This window comes from Streptomyces sp. NPDC005574 (assembly GCF_040605435.1).
Taxonomy (GTDB): Bacteria; Actinomycetota; Actinomycetes; order Streptomycetales; family Streptomycetaceae; genus Streptomyces.
This window is the reverse complement of record NZ_JBEXCW010000069.1, coordinates 34,362-46,074: the sequence shown is the minus strand read 5'-3', so window position 1 is coordinate 46,074 and position 11,713 is coordinate 34,362. Positions and strand designations below refer to the sequence as shown.

General features: G+C 72.8%; 13 protein-coding genes and 1 riboswitch. Of the genes, 7 read left to right on the top strand and 6 right to left on the bottom strand.

The features are described 5' to 3' along the window. Nucleotides 1–170: 170 nt before the first annotated feature. The gene (locus ABZT03_RS31700) at nucleotides 171–422 is read left to right on the top strand and encodes a (2Fe-2S)-binding protein (protein WP_356045805.1); all 252 of its coding nucleotides are present in this window, start codon (nucleotides 171–173) and stop codon (nucleotides 420–422) included. A 14-nt stretch (nucleotides 423–436) separates the two neighbouring features. Here the strand turns inward: ABZT03_RS31700 and bfr are convergent, their stop codons facing one another. Next, entirely contained in the window at nucleotides 437–916 is a 480-nt protein-coding gene (gene bfr / locus ABZT03_RS31695; protein ID WP_356045803.1) for a bacterioferritin, read from the bottom strand. Nucleotides 917–1,089: 173 nt separating this feature from the next. On the opposite strand from bfr, the gene ABZT03_RS31690 reads away from it, so the two are divergent. Continuing rightward, nucleotides 1,090–1,722, top strand: coding sequence for a sulfite oxidase-like oxidoreductase (locus tag ABZT03_RS31690; RefSeq protein ID WP_356045801.1), 633 nt, complete (start codon nucleotides 1,090–1,092; stop codon nucleotides 1,720–1,722). A 13-nt stretch (nucleotides 1,723–1,735) separates the two neighbouring features. Here ABZT03_RS31690 and ABZT03_RS31685 read toward each other — a convergent pair whose 3' ends face one another. The 5 genes from ABZT03_RS31685 to thiO form a co-directional block, all read right to left on the bottom strand. Continuing rightward, nucleotides 1,736–2,614, bottom strand: a complete 879-nt coding sequence (locus tag ABZT03_RS31685) for a deoxyribonuclease IV (protein WP_356045799.1) — start codon at nucleotides 2,612–2,614, stop codon at nucleotides 1,736–1,738. Between the two features lie 34 nt (nucleotides 2,615–2,648). Beyond that, on the bottom strand, nucleotides 2,649–4,586 hold the full coding sequence (pknB, locus tag ABZT03_RS31680) for a Stk1 family PASTA domain-containing Ser/Thr kinase (RefSeq protein WP_356045797.1): 1,938 nt from the start codon (nucleotides 4,584–4,586) through the stop codon (nucleotides 2,649–2,651). Nucleotides 4,587–4,722: 136 nt separating this feature from the next. Continuing rightward, complete coding sequence (locus ABZT03_RS31675; RefSeq protein ID WP_356045795.1) at nucleotides 4,723–5,517, bottom strand: thiazole synthase; 795 nt, start codon at nucleotides 5,515–5,517, stop codon at nucleotides 4,723–4,725. 3 nt (nucleotides 5,518–5,520) lie between these two features. Beyond that, on the bottom strand, nucleotides 5,521–5,721 hold the full coding sequence (gene thiS / locus ABZT03_RS31670; RefSeq protein WP_356045793.1) for a sulfur carrier protein ThiS: 201 nt from the start codon (nucleotides 5,719–5,721) through the stop codon (nucleotides 5,521–5,523). Further along, a complete protein-coding gene (gene thiO, locus ABZT03_RS31665; protein WP_356045791.1) occupies nucleotides 5,718–6,884 on the bottom strand; it encodes a glycine oxidase ThiO in 1,167 nt (388 codons plus the stop codon). The genes thiS and thiO overlap by 4 nt, the downstream gene beginning before the upstream one ends. After that, nucleotides 6,882–6,993, bottom strand: a riboswitch (TPP riboswitch). It overlaps the preceding gene by 3 nt. A gap of 141 nt (nucleotides 6,994–7,134) precedes the next feature. Here thiO and ABZT03_RS31660 point away from each other — a divergent pair. From ABZT03_RS31660 to ABZT03_RS31640, 5 genes are all read left to right on the top strand, one after another. Continuing rightward, complete coding sequence (locus tag ABZT03_RS31660; RefSeq protein ID WP_356045789.1) at nucleotides 7,135–8,361, top strand: FAD-dependent oxidoreductase; 1,227 nt, start codon at nucleotides 7,135–7,137, stop codon at nucleotides 8,359–8,361. Nucleotides 8,362–8,465: 104 nt separating this feature from the next. Continuing rightward, the gene (locus ABZT03_RS31655; protein ID WP_356045787.1) at nucleotides 8,466–8,831 is read left to right on the top strand and encodes an Rv2175c family DNA-binding protein; all 366 of its coding nucleotides are present in this window, start codon (nucleotides 8,466–8,468) and stop codon (nucleotides 8,829–8,831) included. Nucleotides 8,832–8,964: 133 nt separating this feature from the next. Next, on the top strand, nucleotides 8,965–9,621 hold the full coding sequence (gene thiE / locus ABZT03_RS31650) for a thiamine phosphate synthase (protein WP_356045785.1): 657 nt from the start codon (nucleotides 8,965–8,967) through the stop codon (nucleotides 9,619–9,621). A gap of 98 nt (nucleotides 9,622–9,719) precedes the next feature. Further along, the gene (gene metF / locus ABZT03_RS31645; protein ID WP_356045783.1) at nucleotides 9,720–10,643 is read left to right on the top strand and encodes a methylenetetrahydrofolate reductase [NAD(P)H]; all 924 of its coding nucleotides are present in this window, start codon (nucleotides 9,720–9,722) and stop codon (nucleotides 10,641–10,643) included. Nucleotides 10,644–10,699: 56 nt separating this feature from the next. Continuing rightward, the gene (locus ABZT03_RS31640; RefSeq protein ID WP_356045781.1) at nucleotides 10,700–11,680 is read left to right on the top strand and encodes a hypothetical protein; all 981 of its coding nucleotides are present in this window, start codon (nucleotides 10,700–10,702) and stop codon (nucleotides 11,678–11,680) included. Nucleotides 11,681–11,713: the final 33 nt, after the last annotated feature.

The following is an 11,713-nucleotide window of genomic DNA, read 5'->3' as shown; positions in this document are numbered from 1 at the left end:
GGCCCCGGGGCCCCTGCCACCCCGGGTTGATGTGGGGCGCGTATCACATACCATCCGCCCCCCACCCCACTTTTGCGGCTCCTGAGCGCCAGGTAAGGTTAGGTTAGCCTCACCGATCAACGGGCGCCCGGCCCATCGGTACGGCACGACCTGTCCATCCCGTCGGGGAGGTGAACCGCGTGTACGTGTGCAGCTGCTTCGGTGTGACCGAGGCGCAGGTGAAGCGGCACGCGGAGGGCGGTGCCTGCACCCCCCGCCAGATAGCCTCGGCCTGCAAGGCCGGCACGGACTGCGGTTCGTGCGTGCGCCGCATCCAGGCGCTGCTGGGACGGGACGCCCGCCCGCGCCGTGACCTCGCCGAGCAGGGGCAGCCGGTGTCGGCCACCCTCGGTGACCTCGACGAACTGGACGAGGCGGCCTGACTTCCCCCGGGGACTCAGCTCTCCGGCTGCTCGATCAGCTGCGCGATGTACAACGCCTCACCGAGCTTCTCCAGCAGTTCCAGCTGGGTGTCCAGATAGTCGATGTGGTGCTCCTCGTCGGCGAGGATCGACTCGAAGATGTTCGCGGACGTGATGTCGCCCTTGGTGCGCATCACCTCGATGCCCCGCCTGAGCCGGTCGATCGCCTCGACCTCGACCTGCCGGTCCGCCTCGAACATCTCCCGGACGGTCTGGCCCACCCGGACGTGGAAGAGCCGCTGGTAGTTCGGCAGCCCCTCCAGGAAGAGGATCCGGTCGGTGAGCACCTCCGCGTGCTTCATCTCGTCGAACGACTCGTGTCGCGTGTACTTCGCGAGCTTCGTCCAGCCGAAGTTCTCCTGCATCTTGGCGTGCAGGAAGTACTGGTTGATCGCGGTGAGCTCGCCGGTCAGCTGCTCGTTGAGGAATTCGATGACCTCGGGGTCGCCCTGCATCGCAGAGGCTCCTTCCAACCGGGGGAACTGGCAGATTGCGCCGCATGATTGCATCGGTCACGAAGATCGTCCAGTAAGTGTTCACTTAGTAAGTAAGTGCGGTCTCGGACCGAATTGCCCGGATGGGGAAGGGGGCGGTCGGCGCACCGTCCCCGGTCTGTCAGGATGGAGTCATGGGTCAGCCGGTGGAACGCGAGTCGGGAGCAGCGGCACACTCCGAGCTACCACCGGGGCAACGCCTGCAGCGCGGCTGGCCCGTCACCCACTACGGCCCGGTCCCCAAGTTCCGGCCCGAGCGCTGGGAGTTCCGGGTCTTCGGCGCGACCGCCGACGGCGAGAAGCGCTGCTGGACCCACGAGGAGTTCACGGCCCTGCCGTACGCCACGGTCCTGGCCGACCTGCACTGCGTCACGAAGTTCAGCATGATCGGCGCCGAGTGGGGCGGCATCCCGGCCCGCACCATCCTGGAGACCGCCCCGCCCGCACCCGGCGTCACCCATGTGATGGTGTGGGCGGAGTACGGCTTCAGCTCGAATGTGCGACTGTCGGACTTCGCGTCCGAGAGCACGATCTTCGCCACCCACAAGGACGGCGAGCTGCTGACCGCCGAGCACGGCTTCCCGCTCCGCCTGGTCGTCCCCCACCTGTACGCCTGGAAGGGACCCAAGTGGGTCCGCGGTGTGGAGTACATGACCGCCGACCGCCGCGGCTTCTGGGAGGAGCGCGGCTATCACAACATCGGCGACCCCTGGCGGGAGCAGCGGTACTCCTACCAGGAGGAGCCCGGCGAGGGCCCCGAGCTCTGACCCGCCCGCGCGGTCAGCCGTCCCGCAGCTTCTTCAGCCGCTCCACGTCCGCCGCGTGGCCCTCCCGGCCCCCGGGCGTCTCGATCACCAGCGGTACCCCGGCCGTGGCCGGGTGGGTGAACAGCGCCCGGAACGGGTCCTCGCCGATGTGGCCGGCGCCGATGTTCTCGTGCCGGTCCTTGTGGGCGCCGGCCACGTCCTTGGAGTCGTTGGCGTGGATGAGCCGCAGCCGGCCCTCGCCGACCGTGTCCACCAGCAGGTCCAGCGTCTGGTGCATGCCGTTCGGCCCCGTCAGGTCGTGCCCGGCCGCGAAGATGTGGCACGTGTCCAGGCACACCCCGAGCCTCGGATGGGCGTCCAGCGCCTCGAAGTACGGCCCGAAGTCCCAGGTGCGGGAGCAGAGCGAGGAGCCCTGTCCGGCGGTCGACTCCAGCAGAAGGTACGGATCGTCGTCGTGGGTGAGCTCCTCCAGCAGCGGCAGCAGGTACTCCCGCACCTGCTTCAGGGCCACCGACCGCTCCCGGCCGCCGGTCGCGCTCCCCGTGTGCACGACCACGCCCCGGGCGCCGATCGCCCGCCCCCGGCGCAGCGAATGCCGCAACGAGGTGACCGAGTTCTCAGCCGTCGCCGCGGTGTGCGAACCGAAGTTGATCAGGTACGGCGCGTGCACGTACGCCGGGATCGACTCCGCCTCGCACCCCGCGCGGAACGCCTCGTCCTGCCGCGGGTCGCCGGCGGGGGTGGCCCAGCCGCGCGGGTTGGCGACGAAGACCTGCACGGTCTCGGCCCCCAGTTCACGGGCGTAGGACAGGCCCACGGAGTGCAGGCCGCCGGCCACGGGGATGTGGCCGCCGACGGGGTTGCGGGACGGACCGGGTTGCTGGCTCTTCACCCGTTCAGGGTGTCATGGGCACGGGAGTGCCCGGTCACCTGATCTTGATGGTGATCGTGGACCCCTTGGGGGCCGTCTCCCCGCCCTCCACGGACTGGCTCCTGACGGTGTCGCCGAACAGCCCGAGCAGGCCCCGGCTCTCGTCGACCTCGAAGCCGGCGTCCTCGAGGGCCGACTTCGCGTCGTCCACGCTGTCCCCGACGACGTCCGGGACCTCGACCATCTCCGGTCCCTTGGACAGCGTCAGCGTCACCGTGTCGCCCTCCGCGGCCTCGGCGCCGTCCCCCGGGGTCTGCCGGGCGACCTGGCCCTTGTCGAACTCGGAGGTGACCTGCTCGGCGGACACCTTCACCTTCAGGCCCGCCTCGTCCAGGTCGGCGCGGGCCTCGTCGAGGCTCTCGCCGGTGACGTCGGGGACGTCCACCGGGCTGCCCTTGCTGACGAGGAGGGCGATCGCCGAGTCAGCGTGCCGTGTCGTGCCCGCGCCCGGCTCCGTGCTGATCACGGACCCCCTGGCGACCTCGTCGCTGAAGTCGCGGGTCACCATGCCGGGCGCCAGCCCGGCCTTGCGCAGCCGGCTCCTCGCCTCGTCGAGACGGACGCCCTCCAGGTCCGGCACCCGCACGGTCTCCGGGCCGTCGGAGATCGTCAGGGTCACGGTGTCGTGGTCGCGGATACGGCTGCGCGGGGCCGGGTCGGTCGTGATGACCGTGCCGCGCCGCACGGTGTCGCTGTAGTCGTGCTTCGACCTGCCGGCCTCCAGTCCGGCCGCCTCCAGCCGGCCCTTCGCCTTCGCCTCGGTCTGCCCCAGCACCGCGGGGACGGTGGTGAACTGACCGGAGTTGATGTACCAGACGCCCGCACCGACGCCCAGGACCAGCAGCACGGCGGCGATCAGGGTGACGAGCCCGCGCCGGGGCCGGGAGCGGCGGCGCGGCGGCAGCGGCGGGGGGCTCTCCAGCCGGCTGGTGCGGTTGAACACCGCCTGCTGCCCGGCCGTGGCGTCGTGGTCCTCGTTGACGGGCAGTGGGCGCACGGTCAGCGAACGCGGGATCACGCTCGTGCGGTCCTCGGCGTGCGCGGCGCCCGACGTGATCGCGCGCGGCGGCTCCGCGTCCAGCTGATCCTCGCCGAGCAGGGCGCGCACCACCCGGACCCGCGCCAGCAGCTCCACCGCGTCGTACGGGCGGACGCCGGCATCGCGCGCGGTCGCCGAGGCGACCAGCTCGTCCAGCTGGTGGGGCAGCCCCGGCACGACGGCCGAGGGCGGGGGCACGTCCTCATGGAGGTGCTTGTAGAGCACCACGGCGGCGGAGTCCCCGCCGTGCGGCTTCTCGCCGGTCAGCATCTCGTAGAACACGACACCGCACGCGTACACGTCGACGCGGGGGTCGGCGGCGCCGTCCGCGATCTGCTCCGGCGCGAGGTAGGAGACGGTGCCGAGCAGCGTTCCGGTGGTGCTGGTGACGGTGTCGACGGACCGGACGAGTCCGAAGTCGGCGACCTTGACCCGCCCGTCGTCCCCGATCAGCACGTTCTCGGGCTTCATGTCCCGGTGCACGAACCCGGCGCGGTGCGCGGCGCCCAGCGCGGCGAGCACCGGCTCCAGGATGTCCAGGGCGGCGCGCGGCTGCAGCGCCCCGCGCTCGCGCAGCACGTCCCGCAGGGTGCAGCCGGCGACGTACTCCATGGCGAGATAGACGTACGACCCGTCGGTGCCCTGGTCGAAGACCTGCACGACGTTGGGGTGCGCGAGCCGGGCCACGGACTTCGCCTCGCGGATGAACCGCTCGACGAAGGAACCGTCGGCCGCCAGCGCCGGGTGCATCACCTTCAGCGCGAGCACACGGTCCAGGCGGGTGTCCAGGGCCCGGTAGACCGTGGCCATCCCGCCGACCGCGATCCGCGCGTCGACGCGGTAGCGGCCGTCGAGCACCTGCCCGACAAGCGGGTCCTGAAGGGTCGTATCCACGCAGGTGAGTGTACGAGCCGCCACGGACAGCCCCACGGTTTCACCCGATATCGGGGCGGGACTGCAGCCGACCTGTGACGCTTCGCACACCGTGCCGAGGCCGCCGCGGACCGCCCGGCGGGGCCCGCGGCGCAGCTCAGAACGCGGGACGCTCCGGGTCCAGCACGGCCAGGCCCTCGCCGGGGGACGACGCCTGCGCGAAGTGCCGCCGCGGAATGCGGCCCGCCAGCCGGGCCAGCCGGCCCGCCTCCACCCCGGCCCGCATCGCGGCGGCCATCAGCACCGGCTCCTGCGCGCGGGTCACCGCCGAGGCCAGCATCACCCCGGCGCACCCCAGCTCCATCGCCAGCGCCACGTCGGAGGCCGTACCGGCGCCCGCGTCCAGGATCACCGGCACGCGCGCGTGCTCCACGATCAGCTGGAAGTTGTGCGGGTTGCGGATGCCGAGGCCCGAGCCGATCGGCGAGCCCAGCGGCATCACGGCGGCGCAGCCGACATCCTCCAGCTTCCGCGCCAGCACCGGGTCGTCGTTGGTGTACGGCAGCACGGTGAACCCGTCGTCGACGAGGGTCTCCGCCGCCTCCAGCAGCTCGACCGGGTCCGGCAGCAGGGTGCGCTCGTCGGCGATGACCTCCAGCTTCACCAGGGCGGTGCCCAGCGCCTCGCGGGCCAGCCGGGCGGTCAGCACCGCCTCGCCCGCGGTGAAGCAGCCCGCCGTGTTGGGCAGGACCCGGATGCCCAGCCGCTCCAGCACCGACAGGACGGAGCCGTGCACCGAGGGGTTCACACGCCGCATCGCGACGGTCGTCAGCTCCGTCCCGGACGCCACCAGCGCGCGTTCCAGGACGTCGAGGCTGGGCGCGCCGCCCGTACCCATGATCAGACGGGAGGTGAAGGGCGTACCGCCCAGGACGAAGGGGTCGTCGGCCATCGGTCAGCCTCCTTGGACGGCGGTGAGGACTTCCACGCGGTCTCCCTCGCGCAGGGAGGTGGCGGACCACCGCGCGCGCGGGACGACGGTCTCGTTGAGCGCGGCGGCCACGCCCGAGGGCGCCGCGGTGAGGGAGCGCACGAGGGTGTCCAGGCCGGTGCCCGGCTCGACCCGCAGGGGTTCACCGTTGACGGAGATGTTCATACGGGCTGCTCCACGCGGACGGCGGCGCCGAAGCGACGGGGTGTGAAGGGGCGGGCCTCGTCGGGCAGTTCACCCGTGGTCAGGGCGTGTGCCAGGACGTCGCCGGTGACCGGTGTCAGCAGCACGCCGTTGCGGTGGTGCCCGGTGGCCAGCAGCAGGCCCGGCAGGGCGGTCGGGCCCAGCAGCGGCGCGTTGTCGGGCGAGCCGGGGCGCAGTCCCGCGCGTGTCTCGGTCAGCGGCAGCTCGGTGATGCCGGGCACCAGCTCGTGCGCGTCGCGCAGCAGCTCGTACACCCCGCCCGCCGTCACGGTGGTGTCCCAGCCGAGCTCCTCGCTGGTCGCGCCGACCACCAGCTCGCCGTTCTCCCGCGGCACCAGGTAGACGTGGCTGCCGCGGACCACGGCGCGCACGGTCCGGCTCAGGAACGGCGCGTACGGCTTCGGCACGGTCAGCCGCAGCACCTGCCCCTTCACCGGCCGTACGGGCGGCAGCACGTCGTCGGGGACGCCGGCGAGCCGCCCGCTGAGGCTGCCGCCCGCCAGCACCACCTGGCCCGCGCCGAGCGCGGTCCCTTCGGCGGTCGTGACACCCGCCGCGCGGCCGCGGACGACGGTCAGCCGGTCGGCCCGGGTGCGGTGGAAGACGACGCCCGCCCGTTCGCAGGCCGCCACCAGCGCGCCCGCCAGCCGCCGCGGGTCCACCTGGTGGTCGCCGTCCACCCGCAGCCCACCGCGCACACCGGGCGCCAGCAGCGGTTCCAGGCGCCGGCACTCCCGCCCGGACAGCCACTCCGAGTCCAGCCCCGACCGCCCCTGGAGCGCGTGCAGTTCACGCAGGTGGGCGCGGTCGTCGGCGTCCAGCGCGACCGCGAGGGTGCCGCACCGCCGGTAGCCGAGGTCGTGACCGGTGAGGTCGGTCAGCTCCGCCACGAAGTCCGGATAGCGGCCGGCCGAGGCCAGGTTCAACCCGAGCAGGGTCTGCTCGCCGTGGTGCAGTTCGGTGACCGCGGCCAGCATCCCGGCCGCGACCTGCGCGGCTCCGCCACCCGGTCCGGGGTCCACCACGGCGGTCCCGAAGCCGCGCTGCGCGGCCCGCCAGGCCGTGACCAGGCCGATGATCCCGCCCCCGATGACGAGGACGTCTGAGGTCCGTGGAGACGACATGGGCGTCCAGCCCCTCCCTTCGCCGGCATGACCCGGATCAGGTTCGTACGGTCGGAGGCCGCCAGCCTCCCTCTCAGCCCGGTGCGTCCGGGCTCCCGCGAGTGCTCTACGTCCGCCACCCTAGTCCGCCGCCGCCCGTCTCGGTAAGGGAGCCTCACGCCGCGGCCGGTCCGCTCGGCGCGAGCGGTGTGGAACAGGTCACTGAGCACGACGGCTGACTGACAAATTGTCAGTTGTCTATGGTGATCAGGTGAGCGAGCAGACGCAGGAATCCGGCACGGCACCGTCGCGCGTGGTCGTCGTCGGCGCGGGCATGGCAGGGGTGCAGACGGCGGTCGCCCTGCGGGAGCAGGGCTTCACCGGCAGCGTCACGCTGATCGGCGCGGAGCCCCACCAGCCCTACGACCGGCCGCCGTTGTCCAAGGCGGTGCTGCTCGGAAAGGCCGAGGGCTCGGCCTTCGACGTCGACTTCGAGGCGCTCGGCATCGAACTCCGGCTCGGACGCGAGGTGACCGGCGTCCGCCCCGCCGACCACGAACTGGACACCGCCGAGGGGCCGGTGCCCTACGACGAACTCGTCCTCGCCACCGGCGCGGAACCCGTCCGGCTGCCGGGCGCCGAGGGCGTGCCCGGCGTGCACCTGCTGCGCACCCTGGACGACGCCGAGCGGCTGCGCCCGGTCCTGGCCCGGCAGCACGACATCGTGGTCGTGGGGGCCGGCTGGATCGGCGCGGAGTTCGCCACGGCCGCGCGCGAGGCGGGCTGCGCGGTGACGGTCGTGGAGGCCGCGGACCGGCCGCTCGCGGGTGCGCTGCCCGCCGAGGTGGCCGCCCCGATGGCCGGCTGGTACGCCGACCACGGGGTGACCCTGCGCACCCACGCGCGCGTGGCGCGCGTCGAGCCCGGCTCGGTCGTCCTCGACGACGGCTCCCGGCTGCCCGCCGGAGCCGTCGTGGTCGGCATCGGCGCCCGGCCCGCCACCGGCTGGCTGGCCGGCTCCGGCATCGCCCTGGGCGCCCGGGGCGACGTCCTGGCCGACGACCACCTGCGGTCCTCCGCGCCGGACGTGCACGCGGTCGGCGACTGCGCCTCGTTCCCGTCCGGGAGATACGGCGAGCGGCTCCTGGTGCACCACTGGGACAACGCCCTGCAGGGCCCGCGCACGGTGGCCGCGAACATCATCGGCGAGACCCCGGCGGTCTACGACCCGGTGCCGTACTTCTGGTCCGAGCAGTTCGGCCGTTTCGTCCAGTACGTCGGCCACCACGCGTCGGCCGACACGACCCTGTGGCGCGGCGACCCGGCCGGCCCCGCCTGGTCGGTCTGCTGGCTGCGCGAGGGCCGCCTGGAAGCCCTGCTGGCGGTGGGCCGGCCCCGGGACCTCGCCCAGGGACGGCGCCTGATCGAGGCGGGCACGCCGATGGACCCCGCGCTCCTGGCCGACCCGGCCAGGCCCCTGAAGGCGGCCACGGCCTAGGTCCCCTCGGGGGCGAGGCGCCAGGATCCCGCCGGGTGACGCGAAGCGCCAGGTGGCGGGGGCCCGGCTTCCGACTGTCGGTGCGGGATGGCACGCTTGATCCTGTGACCGAGATTGACGCAAAGATCGATGCTCTCGTCCCTGCCTGGCTCACCCTCCCCGACATCGCAGAGATGCTCGATGTCGAGGTGACGCGTGCGCGCCAGCTGGTCAAGGACGGCCACCTCATCGCCGTACGCCGTGGGGAGAACCGCGCACTGCACGTCCCCGCCGCCTTCATCGACGAGGACAAGGTCGTCAAGGGCCTGATCGGGACCCTGACCCTGCTGCGGGACGACGGCTTCTCCGACGAAGAGATGATCGAGTGGCTCTTCACCCCCGACCCGAGCCTGCCCGGCACCCCCGCGCAGGCCCTCAGTGAGAACCGCGGCACGGAGGTGAAGCGCCGGGCCCAGGCGCTCGCCGTCTGAACCGGCCGGCCGCACGACCCGCCCGGCGCACGGACCGCGGCCGGCCACGGCCGGGCGCCGCACCCCGGTCACGGCCCGGGTGCGGCGCGTCCGCGCGCCCCCGACCACGCACCGCCAACGGGGGGACCCACCCATGCCCGGCACCGCCACCGCACGCGCCCGACTCGCCGACGCCCGGCTCTACCTCTGCACCGACGCCCGCAGGCGCCAGGGCGACCTCGCCGAGTTCCTGGACGCCGCCCTGGCCGGGGGAGTGGACATCGTGCAGCTGCGCGACAAGGGCATGGAGGCGGCGGAGGAGCTGGAGCACCTCGGGGTCCTCGCCGACGCGTGCGCCCGCCACGGCAGGCTCCTCGCGGTCAACGACCGCGCGGACGTCGCCCACGCGGCCGGCGCCGCCGTCCTCCATCTGGGCCAGGGCGACCTCCCGGTTCCCGCCGCCCGCGCGATCCTCGGCGACGACGTCCTGATCGGCCGCTCCACGCACTCCGGACCGGAGGCCGCGGCGGCCGCCGCCCAGGAGGGCGTGGACTACTTCTGCACCGGCCCCTGCTGGCCCACCCCCACCAAGCCCGGCCGGCCCGCGCCGGGCCTCGACCTGGTCCGCCGCACCGCGGCCCTCGGCACCGACCGCCCCTGGTTCGCCATCGGCGGCATCGACCTCGGCAACCTCGACGAGGTGATCGCGGCGGGCGCCCGCCGGGTCGTGGTGGTACGCGCGATCACCGAGGCCGACGACCCGGGCGCGGCGGCGGCCGCGTTCGCCGAGCGGCTCCGGCACTCCGGGTGACCGGCCCGGCTGTCCGAGGGGTGGACAACAAGTCGACAAAGCGGGCAAAATTCCGCCTTTCGGTGGGACGATCGTCGCACCCTGGCTAACCTGCGGGTATGGCCCTCGGAACCGCATCCACCCGGACTGACCGCGCACGCACCGTGCGTGACATGCTCGCCGCCGGCAAGACGACACTGTCGTTCGAGTTCTCGGCGCCGAAGACGGCCAAGGGTGAGCGCAACCTGTGGAGCGCCCTGCGGCGGGTCGAGGCGGTCGCCCCGGACTTCGTCTCCGTCACGTACGGCGCCGGCGGCTCCACCCGGGCGGGCACGGTCAAGGAGACCGAGCAGATCGTCGCCGACACCACCCTCACCCCGGTCGCCCACCTCACCGCGGTCAACCACTCCGTCGCCGAGCTGCGCAACATCATCGGCCAGTACGCCGACGCCGGGATCCGCAACATGCTGGCCGTGCGCGGCGACCCGCCCGGCGACCCGATGGCCGACTGGGTGGCACACCCCCGCGGCCTGACCTACGCGGCCGAACTCGTCCGGCTCATCAAGGAGTCGGGGGACTTCTGCGTCGGCGTCGCCGCGTTCCCGGAGATGCATCCGCGCTCCGCCGACTGGGACACCGACGTGGCGCACTTCGTCGACAAGTGCCGGGCCGGCGCCGACTACGCCATCACCCAGATGTTCTTCCAGCCCGAGTCCTATCTGCGGCTGCGTGACCGGGTCGCCGCGGCCGGCTGCGAGACGCCCGTCATCCCCGAGGTCATGCCGGTGACCAGCGTGCGGATGCTGGAGCGGCTCCCTCAGCTCAGCAACGCGGCCCTCCCCGCCGGGCTGAAGGAGCGGATCCTCACAGCAAAAGACGATCCGTCCGCTGTACGCTCCATTGGCATCGAATATGCCACGGAGTTCTGCGCCCGGCTGCTGGCCGAGGGAGTGCCCGGACTGCACTTCATCACGCTCAACAACTCCACGGCGACGCTTGAAATTCACGAGAACCTCGGCCTGCACCATCCCCCGCAGGCCTAGACCGGCCGCACCGGTGTAGGACACACTGCGTAACGGCCACTGGGAGAGGGGCGTACATGGGCTGGACGGTCCTCTACATCGCGTTCGGCATCGTCGCGCTGTGGCTGCTGGGTGAGGTGCTGCTGCAGTACAAGGCGCGGCTGCGCTGGCGACTGCTGGCGTTCGTCGGGTTCGTCGGCGTGGTGTTCGGCGTACTCATCCCCTCCGTGATCGTCATCGGACTGGGCGCCGCCGCCTTCGCGGTCGGCCAGACCTACGTCACGCTGTCGTTCCGCCGCGGCTTCGCCTCGGGCTGGGCGGTCAGCCGCCCGGGCGGCGAGGCCGGCACCAAGCGGCGCCGCGGCAAGGCCGAGCACCAGGACCCGAGCCTGGAGGTCTCCGGACTGGAGGCCGGCGACGGCGCCTTCGGCGACCCGGACGGCCCCTACGGGCGTACCGGCCGGGGTCACGACTCCGAGGACGACTTCGACCGCGACGACGTGTTCACCCCCGCGCGCTCCGCCGACGCCACCGCCGCCGAGACCACCTCGGTGTACGAACCGCAGCCCCTGCCCGACGACACCGGCTCCTACGGCGTGTACAGCGACGCCGCGTACGCCGCCGCGGCCGACCCGTCCTACGCGGCCACCGGCCAGTCCCAGGACCAGTACGCGGCGGCCCAGGGCGCCGACCAGACGTACTCCTACGACGGCTACTCGGGCTACGACCAGCAGCAGTACGGCTACGACGCGACCGGGCAGCAGCAGTACGCCGCCTACTCCGACCCGTACATCGGCACCCAGACCTACGGCGCCGGCTACGACACCTCGTACGGCGGCCAGCAGTACGCCCAGCAGGGCTACGGCCAGGACCAGTACGCCGGCGCCGGCTACGGCGGCGAGACTCCGGCCGGCGGGGTGTGGGTGCCGCAGCAGCGCAGCACCGACGACGCCTACGGTGGCGAGCTGCCGCCGGAGCAGCAGTACGGCTACCAGGACAACGGGCAGAACCAGAACCAGAACCAGGGTCACGGATTCGACGAGCAGTACCGTTTCTGAACCGCCCGCACTCCCACCACGCCGCTCCTGACC

Bases quoted from the DNA above. Each gene is read 5' to 3' on its own strand.
- metF (WP_356045783.1), top strand. From the start codon at position 9,720: ATGGCCCTCGGAACCGCATCCACCCGGACTGACCGCGCACGCACCGTG.
- thiS (WP_356045793.1), bottom strand. From the start codon at position 5,721: ATGAACATCTCCGTCAACGGTGAACCCCTGCGGGTCGAGCCGGGCACC.
- thiO (WP_356045791.1), bottom strand. From the start codon at position 6,884: ATGTCGTCTCCACGGACCTCAGACGTCCTCGTCATCGGGGGCGGGATC.
- ABZT03_RS31675 (WP_356045795.1), bottom strand. From the start codon at position 5,517: ATGGCCGACGACCCCTTCGTCCTGGGCGGTACGCCCTTCACCTCCCGT.
- bfr (WP_356045803.1), bottom strand. From the start codon at position 916: ATGCAGGGCGACCCCGAGGTCATCGAATTCCTCAACGAGCAGCTGACC.
- ABZT03_RS31690 (WP_356045801.1), top strand. From the start codon at position 1,090: ATGGGTCAGCCGGTGGAACGCGAGTCGGGAGCAGCGGCACACTCCGAG.
- thiE (WP_356045785.1), top strand. From the start codon at position 8,965: ATGCCCGGCACCGCCACCGCACGCGCCCGACTCGCCGACGCCCGGCTC.
- ABZT03_RS31640 (WP_356045781.1), top strand. From the start codon at position 10,700: ATGGGCTGGACGGTCCTCTACATCGCGTTCGGCATCGTCGCGCTGTGG.